The sequence below is a fragment of the Shigella sp. SIG3 genome, assembly GCF_053555855.1.
The window spans coordinates 1-21,520 of the sequence record NZ_JBQZXE010000063.1; the positions used below are offsets into that span (position 1 = coordinate 1).

Sequence of the window (21,520 nt, forward strand, 5' to 3'; positions counted from 1 at the left end):
TGTGGAGAGGCGCAGGAGATTACGCGTCCGGGAACTCACGGATAAAGCGTTCGACATCTTCAACCATATGGTCGTTGCCGACAAAGAACGAACGGCGCTGGTGCAGAGTTTCCGGGATGATATCCAGAATACGCTCTTTGCCATCGCTCGCTTTACCACCCGCTTGTTCCGCCAGGAATGCCATCGGGTTGCACTCATAAAGCAAACGCAGTTTGCCGTCCGGGTGGCTGGCGGTGCTTGGGTAGAGATAAATACCGCCTTTCAGCAGGTTACGGTGGAAATCCGCAACCAGTGAACCGATATAACGCGAGGTATACGGGCGATTGGTGGATTTATCTTCTTCCTGGCAGAATTTAATGTACTTCTTCACCCCGTTCGGAAACTTAATGTAGTTTCCTTCGTTGATGGAGTAGGTTTTGCCTTTCTCCGGGAAGCGCATCCGTTCCTGGCACAGGCAGAAAACGCCCAGCGAAGGATCGTAAGTAAAGGCGTGAACACCGCATCCGGTGGTGTAAACCAGCATGGTAGAGGAGCCGTATACCACGTAACCTGCCGCAACCTGTTTGTTACCAGGCTGGAGGAAATCTTCTTCCGTTACCGGCGTGCCAACAGGCGTAACGCGGCGGTAGATGGAGAAAATGGTACCGACAGAGACGTTAACATCGATGTTGGACGAGCCATCCAGGGGGTCCATCAGCACCACGTATTTTGCGTGTTCACAGCCTTCAAAGACGACAATCTCATCTTCTTCTTCAGAGGCAATCCCCGCAACGATATCGCGTGCTTTCAGTGCGGCTTTCAGTTTTTCATTAGCGAACAAGTCGAGTTTTTGCTGAACCTCGCCCTGCACGTTCTCAGCACCGCTGGCACCCAGGATATCAACCAGTCCTGCTTTGTTGATATCGCGATGGATAATCTTGGCGCCCAGTTTTATTGCCGACAGCAAAGCAGTGAGCTCACCGGTAGCATGAGAAAACTCGTGCTGCTTTTCGACAATAAATTCACCTAACGTTTTCATAAAACTTTCCCTGCAATGTTTATGGAGTAAAGCGACCGCAACAATCTTAACAAATAATCTCAATGTTGCGCTCAGGTGAATCGCGCCAGCAAATTGCGGATTATCCTGAAATGCGTTTCTCACTTGCCCGACATATGCGTAAAATGAGCGGCAGATTAAAAAAGGATAGTGACGTATGCGCATTCATATTTTAGGAATTTGTGGCACATTTATGGGCGGTCTGGCGATGCTGGCGCGCCAGTTAGGCCATGAAGTAACGGGTTCGGACGCCAATGTGTATCCGCCGATGAGCACCTTACTTGAGAAGCAAGGCATTGAGCTGATTCAGGGTTACGATGCCAGCCAGCTCGAGCCGCAGCCGGATCTGGTGATTATTGGCAACGCCATGACCCGTGGAAATCCGTGTGTGGAAGCGGTACTGGAAAAAAACATCCCTTATATGTCAGGTCCACAGTGGCTGCACGATTTTGTGCTGCACGACCGCTGGGTGCTAGCCGTTGCCGGTACACACGGCAAAACCACCACCGCGGGAATGGCGACCTGGATTCTGGAACAGTGTGGTTACAAACCGGGATTTGTGATCGGCGGTGTGCCGGGGAACTTTGAGGTTTCGGCGCGTCTGGGCGAAAGCGACTTCTTTGTTATCGAAGCGGATGAGTACGACTGCGCCTTCTTCGACAAACGCTCTAAATTTGTCCATTACTGCCCGCGTACGCTGATCCTCAACAACCTTGAGTTCGATCACGCCGATATCTTTGACGACCTGAAAGCGATCCAGAAACAGTTCCACCATCTGGTGCGTATCGTTCCGGGGCAGGGCCGTATTATCTGGCCGGAAAATGACATCAACCTGAAACAGACCATGGCGATGGGCTGCTGGAGCGAGCAGGAGCTGGTGGGTGAGCAGGGTCACTGGCAGGCGAAAAAGCTGACCACCGATGCTTCCGAATGGGAAGTTTTGCTGGATGGCGAAAAAGTGGGCGAAGTGAAATGGTCGCTGGTAGGCGAACATAATATGCACAATGGCCTGATGGCGATTGCAGCGGCTCGCCATGTTGGTGTAGCGCCGGCAGATGCCGCTAACGCGCTGGGTTCGTTTATTAATGCTCGTCGCCGTCTGGAGTTGCGTGGTGAAGCGAATGGCGTCACGGTATATGACGATTTTGCCCATCACCCGACGGCGATTCTGGCAACGCTGGCGGCGCTGCGTGGCAAAGTTGGTGGTACGGCGCGCATTATTGCTGTGCTGGAACCGCGCTCGAATACCATGAAAATGGGGATCTGCAAAGACGATCTGGCACCTTCATTAGGTCGTGCCGATGAAGTCTTCCTGCTGCAACCGGCGCATATTCCGTGGCAGGTGGCAGAAGTGGCAGAAGCCTGCGTTCAGCCTGCACACTGGAGTGGCGATGTGGATACGCTGGCAGATATGGTGGTGAAAACCGCTCAGCCTGGCGACCATATTCTGGTGATGAGCAACGGCGGTTTTGGTGGGATCCATCAGAAACTGCTGGATGGTCTGGCGAAGAAGGCGGAAGCTGCGCAGTAATTCGGCTTCAGCCTGATATAGCATTGCCGGATAAGGCGTTTACGCCGCATCCGGCAAACCATACTCACATCAACAACGAAAATTACCCTTCATTCTCCGCCAGTTCGCGCAGATACTGGAAAATCTGGCGTGCGGATTTCGGCGGCTTATTCCCTTCTTTCTCTTTCTTCGCGTTGCGGATCAGTGTACGCAGTTGCTGACGATCGGCATCGGGCCACAGATTCAATACTTCAGCGATGGCGTCATCACCTTGATCGATCAGACGATCGCGCAGGTTTTCCAGTTTATGGAACAGCACCACCTGCTGGTTGTGACGGTTTTTCAGCTTATCCAGCGCCTGACGAATAGGCTCTACGTCGCGCTGGCGCAGCATCTTACCGATGAGCTGCAACTGGCGGCGGCGACCTTCCATCTTAATACGCTGGGCGAGCTCAATAGCCGGGCGCAGATCCGCATCTAACGGGATCTTATCCAGCGCGTTTTTCCCCAGATCAACAATTTCCGCGCCAAGGCGTTTTAGCTCCTCGGCATCACGTTTAATTTCACTTTTACTGACCCAGATAATTTCATCGTCTTCGTCTTCGATGTCATCACCGGGAACGTCGTCGAGCCAGTCTTCGGGCTGCTTAGTCATCTCAGGCTCCTTAAAAAAAGAGGCTAATGTTACCAGTTAAGATGCGCACTGAAAAACGGTTCTCTGTTAGACTTCAGAGAAACTCTCTACATTATGGCACTTGCAATGAAAGTAATCTCTCAAGTTGAAGCGCAGCGCAAGATTCTGGAAGAAGCAGTTTCCACTGCGCTGGAGTTGGCCTCAGGCAAATCGGACGGTGCGGAAGTTGCCGTCAGCAAGACCACCGGCATTAGCGTAAGCACGCGTTATGGTGAAGTGGAGAATGTTGAATTCAATAGTGATGGCGCGCTGGGGATCACTGTTTATCACCAGAACCGTAAAGGTAGCGCATCGTCTACCGATTTAAGCCCGCAGGCCATTGCCCGCACCGTACAGGCGGCGCTGGATATTGCCCGTTATACCTCGCCAGATCCCTGTGCCGGCGTGGCAGACAAAGAGCTGCTGGCCTTTGACGCACCGAATCTCGACTTGTTCCACCCTGCGGAAGTTTCCCCGGATGAAGCCATTGAACTGGCGGCCCGCGCAGAACAGGCGGCATTGCAGGCGGACAAACGCATCACCAATACCGAAGGTGGCAGCTTTAACAGCCACTACGGTGTCAAAGTTTTTGGCAACAGCCACGGCATGTTGCAGGGTTACTGCTCAACGCGTCATTCGCTCTCCAGCTGTGTAATTGCCGAAGAAAATGGCGATATGGAGCGTGATTACGCCTACACCATTGGCCGCGCGATGAGCGATCTGCAAACGCCAGAGTGGGTCGGGGCCGACTGTGCTCGCCGTACTTTATCGCGCCTGTCACCGCGTAAACTCTCCACCATGAAAGCGCCGGTCATTTTTGCCAATGAAGTGGCAACCGGGCTTTTTGGCCATCTGGTGGGGGCGATAGCGGGTGGCTCGGTTTACCGTAAATCTACCTTTCTGCTGGATTCGCTGGGTAAACAAATTCTGCCGGACTGGCTGACCATTGAAGAGCATCCGCATCTGCTGAAAGGGCTGGCGTCGACGCCATTCGACAGCGAAGGTGTGCGCACCGAGCGTCGCGATATTATTAAAGATGGCATCCTGACTCAGTGGCTGCTGACCAGCTACTCGGCGCGGAAACTGGGGCTGAAAAGCACCGGACATGCGGGCGGTATTCACAACTGGCGGATTGCCGGACAAGGGCTAAGCTTCGAACAAATGCTCAAAGAGATGGGCACCGGGCTGGTGGTGACGGAGCTGATGGGCCAGGGCGTGAGTGCCATTACCGGTGATTATTCCCGTGGTGCAGCGGGCTTCTGGGTAGAGAATGGCGAAATTCAGTATCCCGTTAGTGAAATCACCATCGCAGGTAATTTAAAAGATATGTGGCGCAATATTGTCACCGTCGGTAACGATATTGAAACACGCAGTAATATACAGTGTGGTTCTGTGCTGTTGCCGGAGATGAAAATCGCCGGGCAGTAAAAAACTGGCTCGACCTGCCGCGCTATAAACTAAAAAATTACACAAAATCATTCGCACTGCATCGAGACGGAAAGTGAATGAGGGCCGGGGAGCGTACTCGCAGTACGTGACCCGGGCGAATGAGCGTAGCCGTCGATGAGGCAGTGTGAAGGATGAAGTGTAAATAAAAAAGGAAGTGAGCAATGCGTAAAAGCCTGTTAGCTATTCTTGCAGTCTCCTCGTTGGTATTCAGTTCTGCGTCGTTTGCCGCTGATCTTGAAGACAATATGGAAATCCTCAACGACAATTTAAAAGTGATCGAAAAAGCGGATAACGCGGCGCAAGTCAAAGACGCGTTAACGAAGATGCGCGCCGCAGCGCTGGATGCGCAAAAAGCAACGCCGCCGAAGCTCGAAGATAAATCACCGGACAGCCCGGAAATGAAAGATTTCCGCCACGGTTTCGACATTCTGGTCGGTCAGATTGACGACGCGCTGAAGCTGGCAAATGAAGGTAAAGTAAAAGAAGCGCAGGCTGCTGCAGAGCAACTGAAAACGACCCGCAACGCCTATCACCAGAAGTATCGTTAATTCCTCATTTCCCTGTTGCCTGCACTCAGGTAACAGGGAACTTATCATCGCAAATGATGCACCACCTGATTGCTGCTGCCGCGCCAGATCAGGGAAGGGTCTTTTAAATCCTGCACAAATTTGCCGTCGACCAGCACGTTAATCAAATCAACAACCTGCATTTGCGCAGCGTTGAGTTCGTCGAGTTTATAGCCTGTCCACACCCAGATGTCTTTACCCGGACACTCGGCGCGGATGCGTTTTACCAGTTTCAGAATATCCGGCACGTTTTGCGGATGCAGCGGATCGCCGCCGGAGAGGGAAATCCCCTGGCGTTTGATACGAGTGTCATTCAGATCTTTAATGATCTTGTCTTCCATTGCTTTGGTAAATGGCTGACCAGAATTTACCCGCCATGTGCTTTTGTTATAGCAACCGGGGCATTCATGAACACACCCGGAGACAAACAGGGTGCAGCGAGTGCCGGGGCCGTTGACGATGTCGACAGGATAGTACTGATGATAATTCATTATTTCGCCTGGCTTATCAGTCCGCGTGTAGGCTGCATCCGGTAATCAATGCCTGATGCGACGCTGTCGCGTCTTATCAGGCCTACAGCCGTTGCCAAATGTAGGCCGGATAAGGCGTTTACGCCGCATCCGGCATTTGCTTAGCGCAGAGTGAAGATTAACCTATCTGCCCATTCCCCAAATGTTTAACGCGGCGCTTAACTTCTTCCTGCTTACCAGCGTTAAACGGACGTGCATCCGGGCTACCTAAATATCCGCACACGCGGCGAGTTACCGACACACGGGAGGCGTCATGGTTACCACATTTCGGGCAAGTGAAGCCTTTGCTGGTGCACTCGAACTCACCGGTAAAGCCACACTCGTAGCACTCATCAATCGGTGTATTGGTGCCGTAATACGGTACATGCTGATAGCTGTAATCCCAGACATCTTCCAGCGCTTTCAGGTTGTGCTGAATGTTTGGATACTCGCCGTAGCAAATGAAACCACCGTTCGCCAGCGGCGGGTAAGGCGCTTCAAAGTCGATCTTGTCGTACGGGTTCACCTTCTTCTCCACATCAAGGTGGAAACTGTTGGTGTAGTAACCTTTATCGGTCACGCCCGGCACCACGCCAAACTCAGCAGTATCGAGACGGCAGAAGCGGTCGCACAGGTTTTCACTCGGCGTGCTGTAGAGACTGAAACCATAACCCGTTTCTTCTTTCCACTGATCCACTGCCTGACGCAGACGTTCAACAATGGCGATACCTTTCGCGCGAAGCTTCTCGTTGTCGTAAACATGCTCGCCGCCGAACAGCGCGTTAATGGTTTCGTGGATGCCGATGTAACCCAGCGAAATAGACGCACGACCGTTTTTGAAGATTTCAGAAACATCATCGTCAGCATTCAGACGTACGCCACAAGCACCTTCCATATAGAGGATCGGGGCGACGCGCGCTTTCACGCCTTCGAGACGAGCGATACGGGTCATCAGTGCCTTACGTGCCAGCACCAGACGTTCATCCAGCAGCTTCCAGAAGGTGGCTTCATCGCCTTTTGCTTCCAGAGCAATACGCGGCAGGTTCAGGCTGATCACGCCGAGGTTGTTACGACCATCGTGGATCTGCTCGCCGTTTTCATTTTCCCACACGCCGAGGAAGCTGCGGCAGCCCATCGGGGTTTTAAACGAACCGGTGACTTTCACTACCTGATCGTAGTTCAGGATATCCGGATACATGCGCTTGCTTGCGCACTCCAGCGCCAGCTGTTTGATGTCGTAGTTCGGATCGCCTTTTTTATGGTTCAGGCCATCGCGAATCGCAAACACCAGTTTCGGGAACACCGCAGTTTTACGGTTTTTACCGAGGCCTGCGATACGGTTACGCAGGATCGATTCCTGAATCAGGCGCGATTCCCAGCTGGTGCCCAGACCAAAACCAAAGGTTACAAACGGCGTCTGACCGTTGGCGGTGTGCAGGGTGTTTACTTCGTACTCCAGCGACTGGAAGGCATCGTAGCACTCTTTGATGGTACGAGAGTTAGCGTAGCCTTCGGCGTCCGGGATGTTCCACTCTTCTGCGGTCTTGCGATGTTTGTTGTAGCTGGCGGTAACAAACGGCGCCAGCACTTCATCGATACGGTTAATGGTGGTGCCGCCATAAATATGGCTGGCGACCTGAGCAATAATCTGCGCAGTTACCGCGGTTGCCGTAGAGATCGACTTCGGCGGTTCAATCTCGGCGTTCCCCATTTTAAAGCCCTGGGTCAGCATGCCTTTCAGGTCGATCAACATGCAGTTGAACATCGGGAAGAACGGCGAGTAATCGAGATCGTGATAGTGAATATCGCCACGCTCATGTGCCTGCACCACGTCACGCGGCAGCAGGTGCTGGCGTGCATAGTGTTTAGCCACGATCCCGGCCAGCAGGTCGCGCTGGGTTGGAATCACCTTGCTGTCTTTGTTGGCGTTTTCGTTGAGTAACGAGGCGTTGGTCTGCTCGACCAGACCACGGATCTCCTGGTTCAGGCGACCGCGTTTTTCACGTTCAATGTCGCGATCGTGACGGTACTCGATGTAAGCACGAGCCAGTTGTTTGTATGGACCCGACATCAGCTGGTTTTCAACTGCGGTCTGGATCTCGTTGATATCCACCTGGTTGCGCCCCTGCATCTGCTCGTTGACAACCGCGGCAACAGTGGCGCAATAATCGGCATCATCGACTTCCGCTGCTTTAGCTGCACGCAGAATCGCTTCTTTGATGCGCTCTGATTTAAACGGCACTTTGCAGCCGTCTCGTTTCATCACATGCGGTGTCATGATCGCTCCATATTTTTAAGAACAGGTTATCCACAGAAATTGGGAAAGGCGTTTTCCGGTTTTTTCGTTTCGTTTTCCGGTGCTTTCCGCAATCGCCATCCGCTTATCCACAACGCCGCACCTTTTTCGTGGGGAGCTGTAGTAGCAATTATAGTCGATTAATACAACATATTGGGTTGGGACGCATTTTAAAGTCTATATATAGTGCTTTGCATCAAGGATGTTTTAACTTTTTTTGATGTAGCTCAAAGTAAAAAGCAGAGCGTACGGATGACGGGCGCTACAGCGTTATGTAAATTTTTTAATGAATTTGCTGGTTGAAAAATCAACAAAAACAACATGCTGACAGACAAAACCCCGGAATGACCGGCATTATCGGGGCTTAGGGAAGATTTACTTCTGTAACCACCAGACAGCCTCAAAAGGCCGTAAATTCATGGCACAGGGTTGTGGTGAGGCTTCTTCGTAGTTATGCATCACAAGCTGCCAGTTGCCGCGCATTTGCCCTGGCTGCCAGGGTTGGATCTCACGGCTAAGGTTGGCAATGACCAGCAAGGTTTGCCCCTTCCATTCACGGCGATAGCACCACAATACAGGGCTGTTTGGCAGCAGATCCTGGTAATTGCCCCATGTCAGGATGGCTTCTTGCTTACGCAGTGCGATTAACTTTTGGTAGGTGTAAAACACAGAGGAGTCATCGGCCAGCGCGGCTTCTACGTTGATTTGTTGATAGTTATCGCCTAGGCCAATCCACGGTTCGCCAGCCGTAAACCCGGCATTATCGCCGTTGCTCCATTGCATGGGCGTGCGGCTGTTGTCACGGGATTTACTGGCGAGGATTGCCAATAACTCGTCGGCATCACGACCATCGTTGCGCAGCTCGGCAAACATATTGAGGCTCTCCACGTCGCGATAGTCAGTAATGCGCGTGAAATGCGGGTTGGTCATGCCAATCTCTTCGCCCTGGTAGATATACGGCGTTCCCTGCATGCCATGCAGCACCATCGCCAGCATTTTTGCCGCAGGCACGCGGTATTCACCTTCATCACCAAAGCGAGAAACAATGCGCGGCTGATCGTGGTTACACCAGAACAAGGCATTCCATGTCACGTTGTGCATTCCTTGTTGCCAGTGGCGGAACAATGTTTTCAACGCCACAAAGTCAGGTTTAGCCAACGTCCATTTTTCACCACCGGGATAATCGACCTTCAGGTGATGAAAATTAAAGGTCATCGACAATTCACTGCCTGTCAGTGCCGCGTATCGCTGGCAATGCTCAAGGCTGGTGGAGGACATTTCACCTACGGTCATTAACCCGCGTGGCGTAAACACATCGCGGTTCATCTCGTGCAAAAACTCGTGTGCTCGTGGCCCGTCGGTGTAGAAGCGACGCCCGTCGCCATCCAGGTCTTCAGGGAAACGCGGGTCTTTGGAGATCAGATTCACCACATCCAGGCGCAACCCGTCGACCCCACGATCGGCCCAGAATTCACAGACTTTTTTCAGCTCTGCGCGTACCGCTGGATTCTCCCAGTTGAGATCCGCCTGTTCTGGTGCAAAGAGATGCAAATAGTACTGTTCGCTTTCCGTATGCCAGCGCCACGCACTACCGCCAAATTTTGAACGCCAGTTGTTCGGTGGCGTTTCTGGTTCGCCATCGCGCCAGATATAAAACTGGCGGTAAGGGCTTTCTTTGTTCAGCGCCTCGCGAAACCAGGCATGTTGGGTAGAGGTATGGTTAAACACCATATCGAGAATGATACGAATCCCGCGCGATTTTGCCTGCGTCACCAGTTCGTCAAAATCGTCCAGCGTGCCGTAGGTGGGATCAATCGCCGTATAGTTCGCTACATCGTAACCGTTATCGACCTGGGGAGAGACATAAAAGGGGGTTAGCCAGATGGCATCAACGCCCAGTTTATGCAGATAGTCCAGGCGTTGGATAACGCCACGTAAATCGCCGGTGCCGCTACCCGTGGTGTCCTGAAAACTCTTTGGATAAATCTGGTAGATAACGCCGTTTTGCCACCAGTGGGGAAGATTAGTCATTACGTTATTCCTGCAAATGCGAGGGGGCGCAATTGCGCCCCGAAGAAAATTAAACAATGTCCAGCGTGCCCAGGCGGTATTTCCGCTGATAGATAAACGAGGTGAGTACAATCGGGATGATGATGGCGATAGCCATTGCCAGCGCAAATACCTGCCAGTAGCTCGGTTGAATCGAGAGAATTCCCGGCAGGCCCCCTACGCCGATACCATTCGCCATAACGCCGTTCAGGCCGCATAGCAATCCTGCCAGACCAGAACCAATCATCGCGCACAGCATCGGGAAGCGATATTTCAGGTTGATGCCGTACATTGCAGGCTCAGTGACCCCAAGCCAGGCGGAGATAGCGGCAGGCACGGAGATCTCGCGTTCATTGTGCTTGCGGCTGGAAATGATAATGCCTATCACGGCGGAGCCCTGAGCGATATTCGACAGCGCAATCAGCGGCCACACTGGCGTGCCACCCATGCTTTGAATCATCTGCAAATCAATAGCAAGGGTGGTCTGGTGTACGCCGGTGATCACCAGCGGCGCGTACAGGAAGCCAAACAATGCCGCACCAATCGGAGCAAAGCTGCCGGTCATCAGGTGACGTACCGCAAAGGCAACGCCATCGCCAATCATGCGACCAAACGGACCAATCAGCGCATGGGCGAGGAACACCGCGAGGATCAGCGAACAGACGGGCACCACCACCAGATAGAGGTAATCCGGTACGATGCGTTTAAGGCGAGTTTCAATAACGCCCAGCGCCAGCCCGGCTAACAGTGCCGGGATCACCTGCGCCTGATAGCCCACTTTGGCGATGCTGAACATGCCAAAGTCCCACACTTCCGGCAGCTGCTGCCCGAGCAGATAAGCGTTCATCAGCTGGGAGGAAACCAGTGTCACGCCAAGCACGATACCAAGGATCGGCGTGCCGCCCATTTTTTTCACCGCTGACCAGCAAATCCCGACCGGCAGGTAGAAGAAAATCGCTTCACCGATCAACCACAGAAAATCGTAGATCGTTTGCAGGGAAGGGTACATTTGCGCCAGCGTCTGACCGTTGCTCATGGGCAAATCGCCGATCACATTGCGAAAACCGAGGATCAAACCGCCGCTAATCAACGCGGGCAGCAACGGGAAGAAGATCTCCGCGAAATGAGAGATCAACTGCTCATGCTATTTCATATTTTGCCGGGCGGCTTTTTTTACCTGCTCTTTATCAACCTGCGCCTGTCCGGTTGACGCTATTAGTGCTTGATAGTAATCACCCACGTTGGTGCCAATCACCACCTGAAATTGCCCGGCATTGGTGAAACAGCCTTTCACCATGGGGAGTTGCTCAATTTCTTTCGGTCTGGCATTGGCCGGTTGGTTGAGGACAAAGCGCAGGCGAGTAATACAGTGGCTCACCGTCGCAATATTGCCGCGCCCGCCGACCAGTTCAATCAACCGATCGATATCCGTTTGGTTTATTTTGCTCATCATAAAGCCCCATGGCAGATGACATTTTTGGTTGGCTGCAGAATATATTGCGCGGAAAAATTTAAAAACGGGAACGTTCCCGAAACGCAGCGAAGATCACAATTTATCGTTCAGGAAACGATCAGGACAGGGTGGCGGGGATGATGATTTGTTGCGGTTCGCTGCGCCCGGTTACCTGTGCGATCAATTGGCAGGCCGCCTGGCGTCCAGCTTCGGCGTAGCCAGGATCTACGGTGACGATCTCCGGATGAAGGAATTTCATTAACGGCGTATTACCTACGCTCGCCAGTTGCAAGGTGTCGATGCGTTGCTCTTGCAGGTATTTACTTGCGCCAAGAGCCAGCGTGTCGGTTGCGCACAGTAACGCGGTAGTTTCAGGCGTAATCACTTTTGCTACGTTTTCATAGCCTTGCTTCATAGCAAGCCCTGGCAGAGCGGCAACGGGATGCAGTTTATGCGCTTTGCAGAACGCCAGGTAGGCTTCGTGACGTCGCTTCCCGGTCGTCACGTCACTATGCGGCACGCCGAGATAACTGATATTGCGATGCCCCTGGTCATAGAGCCGTTGCATCAGAATCTTGATTGCCCCTTCGTCGTCATAACAGACCGAAGCAAAGCCTTTTGCGTCACGCGCCAGCAGAACCAGCGATGACTGCCAGTGGGCTAACATTTCTTCGGTTATGCCGGTAAAACCGAACAGCACTACGCCGTCGATATTACGCCGTTTCAGCACCCCCAAATGTTCGGCAACTAATTGTGGGGAAAACTGATTTTCCATCATGATTGGATCGTAACCTTGTTCATAGAACGCTGGCAGCATGGTTTGAACGGCGAGATTTTCTGACAACGAATCCAGACGGGTAACAATGATGGCGACCACTTTATCGCTTTGCCCACGCATAGCGCGCGCAGAGCGGGAAGGGGAAAATCCATGCTGATTCATCACTGCTTCAACACGCTCGCGCGTGCGCTGACTCACGCCGCTTTCGTTATTCAGCACCCGGGAAACCGTAGATTTCCCCACGCCGCTTAAGCGCGCGATGTCTTTGATGGTCAGCCGATTTTGCATCCTGTTGTCCCATAACGTGTTGTTTAATTATTTGAGCCTAACTTTACCCGTGCATTCAGCAATGGGTAAAGTCTGGTTTATCGTTGGTTTAGTTGCCAGCAGGTATTATATCGCCATAAATGCTACGAATATTATTGGATTCTCCTTATTATTTGCGGCGCTTTTTTCACTTACCGGAGGTTATATGGAACCTGATCCCACGCCTCTCCCTCGACGGAGATTAAAACTTTTCCGGTAAGCCCGTCTTTTCACGGCGTTACCGGATGCGTAAGGCCGTGACGTTTTAATGTCCCTGCTCAGCTTTATTACCTTCAGGTAAGGCTTCGCCACGCCTGAAGACATTTCTGTACTGTTTCAGACAGTGCGGAGGGACTCCTTATGTTTAAAGAAATTTTTACCCGGTTCATTCGCCATTTACCTTCCCGTCTGGTTCATCGCGATCCATTGCCTGGCGCGCAGCAGACAGTGAATACGGCGGTCCCGCCGTCCTTAAGTGCGCATTGCCTGAAAATGGCGGTGATGCCCGAAGAAGAATTGTGGAAAACGTTCGACACCCATCCGGAAGGATTAAATCAGGCGGAAGTGGAATCTGCCCGCGAACAACATGGTGATAATAAATTACCCGCCCAACAACCGTCGCCGTGGTGGGTACATTTATGGGTCTGCTATCGCAACCCCTTTAATATTTTGCTCACCATTCTTGGTGCTATTTCTTACGCCACGGAAGATTTATTTGCCGCAGGTGTTATCGCGCTAATGGTCGCTATTTCTACGTTGCTGAACTTTATTCAGGAAGCTCGTTCCACCAAAGCGGCAGATGCCCTGAAAGCGATGGTCAGTAATACCGCGACGGTACTGCGAGTAATTAACGACAAAGGCGAAAATGGCTGGCTGGAGATCCCGATAGACCAGCTGGTGCCCGGCGATATTATAAAACTGGCGGCGGGGGATATGATCCCGGCAGATTTACGTATCTTGCAGGCGCGGGATCTGTTCGTCGCTCAGGCGTCGTTAACCGGTGAGTCTCTGCCCGTGGAAAAAGCCGCTACTACTCGCCAGCCGGAGCACAGCAATCCGCTGGAGTGCGACACCCTGTGTTTTATGGGCACCACCGTGGTGAGCGGCACGGCACAAGCAATGGTGATTGCTACAGGAGCCAACACCTGGTTTGGTCAACTGGCGGGGCGTGTTAGTGAGCAGGAAAGCGAGCCGAATGCCTTTCAGCAAGGGATCAGCCGCGTTAGTATGCTGCTGATTCGCTTTATGCTGGTGATGGCTCCGGTGGTGTTGCTTATCAACGGTTACACCAAAGGCGACTGGTGGGAAGCGGCACTGTTTGCGCTTTCGGTCGCGGTAGGCTTAACGCCGGAAATGTTGCCGATGATTGTTACCTCGACGCTGGCGCGCGGCGCAGTAAAGCTGTCGAAACAGAAAGTGATCGTCAAACATCTGGATGCCATTCAGAACTTTGGCGCAATGGATATTCTGTGCACTGATAAAACCGGCACCCTGACGCAGGACAAAATTGTGCTGGAGAATCATACCGATATCTCCGGTAAAACCAGCGAACGCGTGCTGCATAGCGCGTGGTTGAACAGTCATTACCAGACCGGACTTAAAAATCTGCTTGATACCGCGGTGCTCGAAGGTACGGATGAAGAGTCAGCGCGTTCGCTGGCCAGCCGTTGGCAAAAAATTGATGAGATTCCGTTTGATTTCGAGCGTCGTCGGATGTCGGTGGTAGTGGCAGAAAATACCGAACACCATCAGCTGGTTTGCAAAGGTGCATTGCAGGAAATCCTCAATGTGTGTTCGCAGGTGCGTCACAATGGCGAGATTGTACCGCTCGATGACACCATGCTGCGTAAGATTAAGCGGGTTACTGATACGCTGAATCGTCAGGGGCTGCGCGTGGTTGCGGTGGCGACGAAATACCTGCCAGCGCGTGAAGGAGATTACCAGCGGGCGGATGAATCCGACCTGATCCTCGAAGGATATATTGCTTTCCTTGATCCGCCAAAAGAGACAACCGCTCCGGCACTGAAGGCATTAAAAGCGAGTGGAATTACCGTAAAAATCCTTACTGGCGACAGTGAGTTAGTTGCAGCGAAAGTGTGCCATGAAGTGGGGCTGGATGCGGGAGAGGTGGTCATTGGTAGTGATATTGAAACGCTATCTGACGATGAACTGGCAAATCTCGCACAGCGCACCACGCTGTTTGCCCGCCTGACGCCGATGCATAAAGAACGCATTGTGACCTTACTGAAGCGCGAAGGGCATGTGGTTGGCTTTATGGGCGATGGTATTAATGATGCGCCCGCCTTACGCGCTGCGGATATCGGCATTTCTGTGGACGGCGCGGTAGATATTGCCCGTGAAGCGGCTGATATCATCCTGCTGGAAAAAAGCCTGATGGTGCTGGAAGAGGGGGTTATTGAGGGACGTCGCACTTTCGCCAACATGCTGAAATACATCAAATTGACGGCGAGTTCTAACTTCGGTAATGTGTTCAGCGTGCTGGTGGCGAGTGCTTTCTTGCCCTTCCTGCCGATGTTGCCGTTACACTTGCTTATTCAGAACCTGCTGTACGATGTGTCACAGGTGGCGATCCCGTTTGATAACGTCGACGACGAGCAAATTCAAAAGCCGCAGCGTTGGAATCCGGCGGATCTGGGGCGCTTTATGGTCTTCTTCGGACCGATCAGCTCGATTTTCGATATTCTGACGTTTTGCTTGATGTGGTGGGTATTCCATGCCAACACGCCGGAAACGCAAACGCTGTTCCAGTCGGGCTGGTTTGTGGTGGGATTACTGTCGCAAACGCTGATTGTGCATATGATCCGTACCCGCCGTGTGCCGTTTATTCAGAGCTGTGCATCGTGGCCGTTAATGATCATGACCGTGATCGTGATGATTGTCGGGATCGCATTGCCGTTTTCACCGCTGGCCAGTTATCTGCAGCTGCAGGCGCTGCCGTTAAGCTATTTCCCGTGGCTGGTTGCGATTCTGGCAGGGTATATGACGTTAACCCAGTTGGTGAAAGGGTTCTATAGCCGTCGTTACGGCTGGCAGTAAAGAATAAACTGGGCATGGTGGCCCGGATTCAGATTGCAGACAAAGTGAGCTTTGTTCATGCCGGATGCGGCGTAAACGCCCAATCCGGCCTACAAATTCAATAAATTGCAGGAATCACGTAGGCCTGATAAGCGTAGCGCATCGGGCGATTTTGCTTTTGTCATCAGACTTAATCCGGGCATGATAGCCCGGATTTCCATCAAGATTAGCGACGAACAGCGATTGCTTCGATCTCAATCTTCACGTCTTTCGGCAGACGGGCAACTTCAACACAAGAACGTGCCGGGAAAGTGGCGTTGTGTTCGGTGAAGAAGGCTTCGTAAGTGGCGTTTACGGTTGCGAAGTCGTTCAGATCTTTCACGAACACAGTGGTTTTAACGATGTCGCCCACTTTCAGGCCAGCGGCTTCGACGATTGCTTTTACGTTATCCAGCGACTGACGTGCCTGTGCAGCGACGTCTGCCGGTACTTCACCAGTTTTCGGATTTACCGGGATCTGACCGGAGGTGATGATCATATTGCCCAGATCAACGCCCTGTACGTAAGGACCGATAGCTGCCGGTGCATTTTCCGTCGCGATAGTTTTGCTCATGATTTCTCCTTTATTACAGCGGTAAAAAGTCTGGCTCATTATAGGGAGCCAGACTTTTATTACCAACCGCAATTAATTGGCCAGCACCACATTATGGGAAAACTCTTTTTCACAGTATTTGCATTTAAGCGCGATGTCATTGGCGCGTTTTCGCACGGCAAAGCTGGATGAAACCGGTTCGGCATGGCTGATACAGTTGCTGTTCGGGCAGACCAGCACATTGTCGATGCGCTCCGGCAGACTTGGGCGCGATTTACCCACCACTTCATAGTTGTCGATACGGTTAACCGTGGCTTGCGGTGCATACAATGCCAGTTGGTCTACTTGATCTTCACTCAAAAAGGTATTTTCGATTTTGATCAGATCTTTGCGGCCCATCTCGCCAGAAGGCAAATTCAGACCAATGGTGATGCGCTGATCTGTTTCGGTCAACTTGAACAGACTCAACAGCTTAAAACCGATCTGGGCGGGGATATGGTCAATTACCGTGCCGCGTTTAATAGCTTCAACCTGCAATTTATTATCGTGTGTCATCTCTATTTCCCCTTACAGTACCAGATCGCGATTCAGAACCAGTGCCAGTAACGCCTGGCGAGCGAAAATCCCGTTGCCTGCTTGCTGGAAGTACCAGGCGTGAGGCGTTTTATCCACATCCGTCGCAATCTCATCAACACGCGGCAGCGGATGCAGCACTTTCATATTGGCTTTGGCGTTGTGGAGATCGCTGGCGCGAAGAACAAACTGCGCTTTCACGTTGGCGTACTCGGACGGGTCCAGACGCTCTTTTTGCACGCGGGTCATGTACAGGATGTCTACTTCCGCCATCACTTCTTCAATAGAGCTGTGCAGACTCCAGGCGATCCCTTTTTCATCGAGCATATCCAGAATGTATTGCGGCATTGCCAGCGCATCCGGCGCGATAAAGTAAAAACGGTTGCCGTCGAACTTCGCTAGCGCCTGGGTCAGGGAGTGAACGGTGCGGCCATATTTCAGGTCACCAACCATTGCGACGTGGAGATTGTCCAGACGCCCCTGGGTTTCCTGAATGGTGAATAAGTCCAGCAAGGTTTGCGTCGGATGTTGGTTGGAGCCATCACCGGCATTCAGTACCGGTACATTGCCAGAAAATTCGGTGGCCAGGCGCGCCGCACCTTCCTGCGGATGACGCATCACTATCGCATCGACGTAAGTGCTGATAACCGAAATGGTATCGGCCAGCGTTTCGCCTTTTTTACCCAGTGATGTATTGCCGCTGTCGGAGAAGCCCACCACGCTGGCACCCAGGCGGTGCATGGAAGTTTCGAAAGAGAGGCGGGTACGGGTAGAGGCTTCGAAGAAACAGCTGGCAATGACTTTGTTCTTCAACAGCTCTGGTTGCGGGTTTGCTTTCAGTTTCGCCGCTGTCGCCAGCACCAGATTAAGGTCATCGCGACTAAGGTCGTTTATGGAAATGATATGTTTCTGATATAGCGGATTAGCCATCTTTTATCTCCTGACGCCTAGGCAAAAAAAAGCCCCTCGATTGAGGGGCTGGGAATGGGTGATCAACGGGAAGAAAAACGGCAGGCCAGCGTCTTTTTTCAGACGCGGTAAGACAAAATGTCGAACACACTGAACCATACATCCTCCCGGCAAATTGTCCGGCATTATACTCATAGCCAGAAGCGGTGCAAGCATTTGATGCAATATTTTGTCAGCGCAAACGGTTTATTTGAATTAAAAGTCAAAATATATGCATTTTTATTTTCTATGATTCTGGAGGGGAAGTGTCGTTCGGTATCAATAATTGCAGACATTTCCTGCTTTTTTCTTTTTCATTTTCACGCAATCAGAAATGCATTTTATTCCATTCATCCGACTTATAGGGCGGAGGGTGAAAACGAACGGCTAACACTATTGCTTATAGCTCAGGGATACGCGCTATCACTTTAATTTCAAAATCAAAGCCTGCCAGCCAGGTAACACCCACCGCCGTCCAGTTTGGATAAGGTGGGGCGCTAAATATTTCATTTTTCACCGTCATGATGTCTTCAAATTGTTTTTCCGGATCGGTATGAAAGCTCGTAACATCAATGATATCGTCAAAAGTGCATCCCGCAGCTGCCAGGGTCGCATGCAAATTATCAAAGGCCAGTCTGACTTGTTGCTGAAAATCGGGTTCTGGTGTTCCGTCCTCTCGACTTCCTACTTGCCCGGAAACAAACAGCAAATCGCCGGAACGAATAGCCGCAGAATAACGATGCTCAGCATACAGTGAATGTCGGCCAGCAGGGAAAACAGCGGTTCTTTCTACCATTTGGTTATCCTCAAGATTTACGACATGAACAGAAGATTTATATTTACCGGGAGCCGCTTTTAGGGGGACGACGTTAGTAAACAAAACCCAGACATCATGGATAATGGCTGGGCTTAATTGAGCGTAGTCGGTTATGCGCCAAACGCGCCATCAATGGTATGCATCGCGCCGGTAACAAAACTGGCTTCTGGCCCTGCTAACCATGCGACCATACCAGCGACCTCTTCCGGTTGCCCATGTCTTTTGATGGCCATAAAACTATGCAACATATCGCGCATTGGCCCGTTGGCGGGATTAACGTCGGTATCAATTGGTCCTGGCTGGACGACGTTGATGGTGATCCCTCGCGGTCCAAAATCACGGGCCAGCCCGCGCGCCATGCCTTGCAGGGCAGATTTACTGGCGGCATAAGCAGCCATGCCTGCAACAGGCATACGATCGCCATTCACGGAGCCGATGATTAAGATGCGCCCGCCTTCGGGCATCTGCCGGGCGGCTTCAACAGAGGCATGATAAGGAGCATGAATATTGATTTTGAAAAGGCGATCAATATCGTCGGCATTTAATTCCAGGGCATCGCCAAAGACGCCAATACCTGCATTTACCACCAGGATATCCAATGCGCCGCTCTTACGAACGACATCAATAACAGCGTCTCTGTCAGCACTATCTGTGAATACTGCTGTCGCTCCAGTCTCTTGTGCCAGACGTTCAGCGGCATCTTTCGACCCCGCATAGGTGAATCGTACATTGGCCCCATCGGTGACGAAACGACGTACGATAGCGGCACCGATTCCACGACTGCCACCGAGGATGAGAACTGTCTTACCGGTAAAAGCGCCCATAAGGACTCCTTGATTTATTATGTAACATGCATTACAAAACTGTTTTAACTTTCTGTCAACAGGTTTTGTAATGGTTACTAAAAAACAATCTCGCGTTCCAGGTCGTCCCAGACGTTTCGCTCCTGAGCAGGCAGTCTCTGCGGCAAAAGTGCTTTTTCACCAAAAAGGTTTCGATGCAGTAAGTGTCTCTGAAGTTACTGATTATCTTGGTATTAACCCCCCGAGCCTCTACGCGGCTTTTGGCAGTAAGGCTGGGTTATTTAGCCGTGTACTCAATGAATATGTCGGTACGGAAGCTATTCCGCTTGCCGATATTCTTCGTGATGATCGTCCGGTAGGCGAGTGCCTGGTTGAGGTATTAAAAGAAGCGGCGCGCAGATATAGCCAAAACGGCGGCTGCGCTGGCTGTATGGTTCTTGAAGGTATTCATAGTCATGATCCACAAGCGCGTGATATTGCCATTCAATATTATCACGCCGCAGAAACGACCATTTATGACTATATCGCCAGGCGGCATCCACAAAGCGCACAATGTGTGACTGATTTTATGAGTACCGTGATGTCAGGGCTTTCTGCGAAGGCACGGGAGGGGCACTCCATCGAACAACTCTGTGCAACAGCTGCCCTGGCGGGGGAAGCGATAAAAACTCTTCTCAAGGAGTGATGCTGGCCTTGATCCGAAAGGCGGGAACGCGCCTGCCGATAAGTTGTGATAAGACAATAATTCACGCGTTAAGGCTGGCGGAATTGATCATCTTTTCGTATAACGATAGAAATGAAACATTGTTTTAATTAAGGAGTGGAAAAGATGATCATCGGAAATATTCATAATCTTCAGCCGTGGCTACCCCAGGAGTTACGCCAGGCGATTGAGCATATCAAAGCACACGTTACGGCAGAAACGCCAAAGGGCAAGCACGATATCGAAGGCAATCGTCTGTTTTATCTTATCTCGGAAGATATGACCGAGCCGTACGAAGCTCGCCGTGCGGAGTACCATGCCCGCTATCTTGACATTCAGATTGTGTTAAAAGGTCAGGAAGGCATGACCTTCAGCACGCAACCTGCAGGCGCGCCGGATACCGACTGGTTAGCTGATAAAGACATCGCATTTTTGCCGGAAGGCGTTGATGAGAAAACAGTTATCCTAAATGAAGGTGATTTTGTTGTGTTTTATCCGGGGGAAGTGCATAAACCGCTGTGCGCAGTGGGCGCGCCAGCCCAGGTTCGCAAAGCAGTAGTGAAGATGCTGATGGCGTGATGACTTTTCGCCGTAAATAACTCCAGGTTTACGGCGAGTTTGTGAAAAGAGCGTTTTTTGATATTTTTTTGTGAGTAAAATTTGTAATGCTTAGACGTTCTTATTAACTCAAGGAGTTCGTCATGAGCAAAATATCAGATTTGAATTATTCTCAACACATTACATTAGCCGACAATTTTAAACAAAAAAATGAAGCCTTAGATACCTGGTATGTGGGAATGAATGATTTTGCCCGAATTGCCGGGGGGCAGAATAGCAGAAGCAATATTCTTTCTCCTAGAGCATTTTTGGAGTTTTTGGCAAAGATATTTACCCTAGGTTATGTGGATTTTAGCAAACGCTCCAACGAAGCGGGTAGAAATATGATGGCTCATATTGAGTTCTCATCTTATTCTAAAGATACTGATGGCAATGAAAAAATGAAGTTTTACATGAATAATCCTGAAGGGGAGCGAGCGGATTTATCTAAGGTGAAGATAGAAATTACACTTGCCTCAGCTTCTACTAAAGGGATTCGTGAAGGACATACAGTCATTATATTTAAACAATCTGATGGTTCGACTAATCGTTATGAAGGGAAGTCTTTTGAAAGAAAAGATGATAGTTCATTACACCTGATTACTAACAAGGTTCTGGCGTGTTACCAACGCGAAGCTAACAAGAAAATAGCGCGGCTATTAAATAATCATCAGAAGTTAAATAATATACAGGAGTTAAATGATTCGCAGGAGTTAAATAATTCACAGAAGTTAAATAATTCGCAGGAGTTAAATAACTCGCAGGTGAGTTGTAAAGGTTCAGTTGATTCTACGATTACGGATTTATTAGAAAAAGCATTGAATAA

At 51.1% G+C, this 21,520-nt stretch carries 20 protein-coding genes and 1 pseudogene; 8 read left to right on the forward strand and 13 right to left on the reverse strand.

Features of this window, described 5'->3' with window-relative positions; genetic code table 11:
• Positions 1-19: 19 nt before the first annotated feature.
• Positions 20-1,018 (reverse strand): class 1 fructose-bisphosphatase, encoded by a 999-nt coding sequence (fbp, locus tag ACUU1I_RS12465; RefSeq protein ID WP_000853753.1) that lies wholly within the window; start codon positions 1,016-1,018, stop codon positions 20-22.
• A gap of 175 nt (positions 1,019-1,193) precedes the next feature.
• Here fbp and mpl point away from each other — a divergent pair, with 175 nt between their 5' ends.
• Complete coding sequence (gene mpl, locus ACUU1I_RS12470; RefSeq protein WP_001219812.1) at positions 1,194-2,567, forward strand: UDP-N-acetylmuramate:L-alanyl-gamma-D-glutamyl-meso-diaminopimelate ligase; 1,374 nt, start codon at positions 1,194-1,196, stop codon at positions 2,565-2,567.
• An 82-nt stretch (positions 2,568-2,649) separates the two neighbouring features.
• Here mpl and yjgA read toward each other — a convergent pair whose 3' ends face one another.
• Positions 2,650-3,201 carry a ribosome biogenesis factor YjgA gene (gene yjgA, locus ACUU1I_RS12475; RefSeq protein WP_000166281.1) on the reverse strand — a complete coding sequence of 184 codons (552 nt, stop codon included), beginning with the start codon at positions 3,199-3,201 and terminating at the stop codon, positions 2,650-2,652.
• 93 nt (positions 3,202-3,294) lie between these two features.
• On the opposite strand from yjgA, the gene pmbA reads away from it, so the two are divergent.
• Complete coding sequence (gene pmbA / locus ACUU1I_RS12480) at positions 3,295-4,647, forward strand: metalloprotease PmbA (RefSeq protein WP_001162182.1); 1,353 nt, start codon at positions 3,295-3,297, stop codon at positions 4,645-4,647.
• A 182-nt stretch (positions 4,648-4,829) separates the two neighbouring features.
• Positions 4,830-5,216, forward strand: coding sequence for a cytochrome b562 (gene cybC, locus ACUU1I_RS12485; protein ID WP_152030591.1), 387 nt, complete (start codon positions 4,830-4,832; stop codon positions 5,214-5,216).
• 44 nt (positions 5,217-5,260) lie between these two features.
• On the opposite strand, the gene nrdG is transcribed toward cybC, so the two are convergent.
• The 5 genes and pseudogenes from nrdG to treR form a co-directional block, all read right to left on the reverse strand.
• Positions 5,261-5,725 carry an anaerobic ribonucleoside-triphosphate reductase-activating protein gene (gene nrdG, locus ACUU1I_RS12490; protein WP_001106222.1) on the reverse strand — a complete coding sequence of 155 codons (465 nt, stop codon included), beginning with the start codon at positions 5,723-5,725 and terminating at the stop codon, positions 5,261-5,263.
• A 157-nt stretch (positions 5,726-5,882) separates the two neighbouring features.
• Complete coding sequence (gene nrdD, locus ACUU1I_RS12495; protein WP_000187767.1) at positions 5,883-8,021, reverse strand: anaerobic ribonucleoside-triphosphate reductase; 2,139 nt, start codon at positions 8,019-8,021, stop codon at positions 5,883-5,885.
• A gap of 393 nt (positions 8,022-8,414) precedes the next feature.
• A complete protein-coding gene (treC, locus tag ACUU1I_RS12500; protein WP_005065631.1) occupies positions 8,415-10,070 on the reverse strand; it encodes an alpha,alpha-phosphotrehalase in 1,656 nt (551 codons plus the stop codon).
• Between the two features lie 49 nt (positions 10,071-10,119).
• Positions 10,120-11,541 (reverse strand): annotated as a pseudogene (gene treB, locus ACUU1I_RS12505) (PTS trehalose transporter subunit IIBC).
• Positions 11,542-11,659: 118 nt separating this feature from the next.
• Entirely contained in the window at positions 11,660-12,607 is a 948-nt protein-coding gene (treR, locus tag ACUU1I_RS12510; protein WP_001181311.1) for a trehalose operon repressor TreR, read from the reverse strand.
• A gap of 184 nt (positions 12,608-12,791) precedes the next feature.
• On the opposite strand from treR, the gene mgtL reads away from it, so the two are divergent.
• Positions 12,792-12,845, forward strand: coding sequence for a mgtA regulatory leader peptide MgtL (gene mgtL, locus ACUU1I_RS12515; protein WP_001387276.1), 54 nt, complete (start codon positions 12,792-12,794; stop codon positions 12,843-12,845).
• 140 nt (positions 12,846-12,985) lie between these two features.
• Positions 12,986-15,682: a magnesium-translocating P-type ATPase gene (mgtA, locus tag ACUU1I_RS12520; RefSeq protein ID WP_000471841.1), complete on the forward strand. Its 2,697-nt coding sequence runs from the start codon at positions 12,986-12,988 to the stop codon at positions 15,680-15,682.
• A 205-nt stretch (positions 15,683-15,887) separates the two neighbouring features.
• Here the strand turns inward: mgtA and ridA are convergent, their stop codons facing one another.
• The 6 genes from ridA to bdcA form a co-directional block, all read right to left on the reverse strand.
• A complete protein-coding gene (ridA, locus tag ACUU1I_RS12525) occupies positions 15,888-16,274 on the reverse strand; it encodes a 2-iminobutanoate/2-iminopropanoate deaminase (RefSeq protein WP_000047539.1) in 387 nt (128 codons plus the stop codon).
• A 72-nt stretch (positions 16,275-16,346) separates the two neighbouring features.
• The gene (pyrI, locus tag ACUU1I_RS12530) at positions 16,347-16,808 is read right to left on the reverse strand and encodes an aspartate carbamoyltransferase regulatory subunit (protein ID WP_000148581.1); all 462 of its coding nucleotides are present in this window, start codon (positions 16,806-16,808) and stop codon (positions 16,347-16,349) included.
• A gap of 12 nt (positions 16,809-16,820) precedes the next feature.
• The gene (gene pyrB / locus ACUU1I_RS12535) at positions 16,821-17,756 is read right to left on the reverse strand and encodes an aspartate carbamoyltransferase (protein WP_000013062.1); all 936 of its coding nucleotides are present in this window, start codon (positions 17,754-17,756) and stop codon (positions 16,821-16,823) included.
• 3 nt (positions 17,757-17,759) lie between these two features.
• Entirely contained in the window at positions 17,760-17,894 is a 135-nt protein-coding gene (pyrL, locus tag ACUU1I_RS12540; protein ID WP_011069607.1) for a pyr operon leader peptide, read from the reverse strand.
• Between the two features lie 280 nt (positions 17,895-18,174).
• Entirely contained in the window at positions 18,175-18,570 is a 396-nt protein-coding gene (locus tag ACUU1I_RS12545; protein WP_000230273.1) for a RidA family protein, read from the reverse strand.
• A 131-nt stretch (positions 18,571-18,701) separates the two neighbouring features.
• Positions 18,702-19,415 (reverse strand): SDR family oxidoreductase, encoded by a 714-nt coding sequence (gene bdcA, locus ACUU1I_RS12550; RefSeq protein ID WP_000500714.1) that lies wholly within the window; start codon positions 19,413-19,415, stop codon positions 18,702-18,704.
• A 70-nt stretch (positions 19,416-19,485) separates the two neighbouring features.
• Between bdcA and ACUU1I_RS12555 the strand changes: the two genes are divergently transcribed.
• The 3 genes from ACUU1I_RS12555 to ACUU1I_RS12565 all read left to right on the forward strand — a co-directional run.
• Positions 19,486-20,079 (forward strand): TetR/AcrR family transcriptional regulator, encoded by a 594-nt coding sequence (locus tag ACUU1I_RS12555; RefSeq protein ID WP_000256684.1) that lies wholly within the window; start codon positions 19,486-19,488, stop codon positions 20,077-20,079.
• A 144-nt stretch (positions 20,080-20,223) separates the two neighbouring features.
• A complete protein-coding gene (gene tabA, locus ACUU1I_RS12560; protein WP_000583469.1) occupies positions 20,224-20,676 on the forward strand; it encodes a toxin-antitoxin biofilm protein TabA in 453 nt (150 codons plus the stop codon).
• A gap of 122 nt (positions 20,677-20,798) precedes the next feature.
• A partial coding sequence (locus ACUU1I_RS12565; protein WP_032156894.1) for a hypothetical protein occupies positions 20,799-21,520 on the forward strand: 722 nt, incomplete at its 3' end.

What these genes read in the sequence shown, in the direction of transcription:
- nrdG (WP_001106222.1), bottom strand. Translation starts at nt 5,725, where the DNA reads ATGAATTATCATCAGTACTATCCTGTCGACATCGTCAACGGCCCCGGC.
- cybC (WP_152030591.1), top strand. Translation starts at nt 4,830, where the DNA reads ATGCGTAAAAGCCTGTTAGCTATTCTTGCAGTCTCCTCGTTGGTATTC.
- ACUU1I_RS12555 (WP_000256684.1), top strand. Translation starts at nt 19,486, where the DNA reads ATGGTTACTAAAAAACAATCTCGCGTTCCAGGTCGTCCCAGACGTTTC.
- bdcA (WP_000500714.1), bottom strand. Translation starts at nt 19,415, where the DNA reads ATGGGCGCTTTTACCGGTAAGACAGTTCTCATCCTCGGTGGCAGTCGT.
- pmbA (WP_001162182.1), top strand. Translation starts at nt 3,295, where the DNA reads ATGGCACTTGCAATGAAAGTAATCTCTCAAGTTGAAGCGCAGCGCAAG.
- pyrI (WP_000148581.1), bottom strand. Translation starts at nt 16,808, where the DNA reads ATGACACACGATAATAAATTGCAGGTTGAAGCTATTAAACGCGGCACG.
- ridA (WP_000047539.1), bottom strand. Translation starts at nt 16,274, where the DNA reads ATGAGCAAAACTATCGCGACGGAAAATGCACCGGCAGCTATCGGTCCT.
- treC (WP_005065631.1), bottom strand. Translation starts at nt 10,070, where the DNA reads ATGACTAATCTTCCCCACTGGTGGCAAAACGGCGTTATCTACCAGATT.
- yjgA (WP_000166281.1), bottom strand. Translation starts at nt 3,201, where the DNA reads ATGACTAAGCAGCCCGAAGACTGGCTCGACGACGTTCCCGGTGATGAC.
- fbp (WP_000853753.1), bottom strand. Translation starts at nt 1,018, where the DNA reads ATGAAAACGTTAGGTGAATTTATTGTCGAAAAGCAGCACGAGTTTTCT.
- pyrB (WP_000013062.1), bottom strand. Translation starts at nt 17,756, where the DNA reads ATGGCTAATCCGCTATATCAGAAACATATCATTTCCATAAACGACCTT.
- tabA (WP_000583469.1), top strand. Translation starts at nt 20,224, where the DNA reads ATGATCATCGGAAATATTCATAATCTTCAGCCGTGGCTACCCCAGGAG.
- nrdD (WP_000187767.1), bottom strand. Translation starts at nt 8,021, where the DNA reads ATGACACCGCATGTGATGAAACGAGACGGCTGCAAAGTGCCGTTTAAA.
- ACUU1I_RS12545 (WP_000230273.1), bottom strand. Translation starts at nt 18,570, where the DNA reads ATGGTAGAAAGAACCGCTGTTTTCCCTGCTGGCCGACATTCACTGTAT.
- treR (WP_001181311.1), bottom strand. Translation starts at nt 12,607, where the DNA reads ATGCAAAATCGGCTGACCATCAAAGACATCGCGCGCTTAAGCGGCGTG.
- mpl (WP_001219812.1), top strand. Translation starts at nt 1,194, where the DNA reads ATGCGCATTCATATTTTAGGAATTTGTGGCACATTTATGGGCGGTCTG.
- pyrL (WP_011069607.1), bottom strand. Translation starts at nt 17,894, where the DNA reads ATGGTTCAGTGTGTTCGACATTTTGTCTTACCGCGTCTGAAAAAAGAC.
- mgtA (WP_000471841.1), top strand. Translation starts at nt 12,986, where the DNA reads ATGTTTAAAGAAATTTTTACCCGGTTCATTCGCCATTTACCTTCCCGT.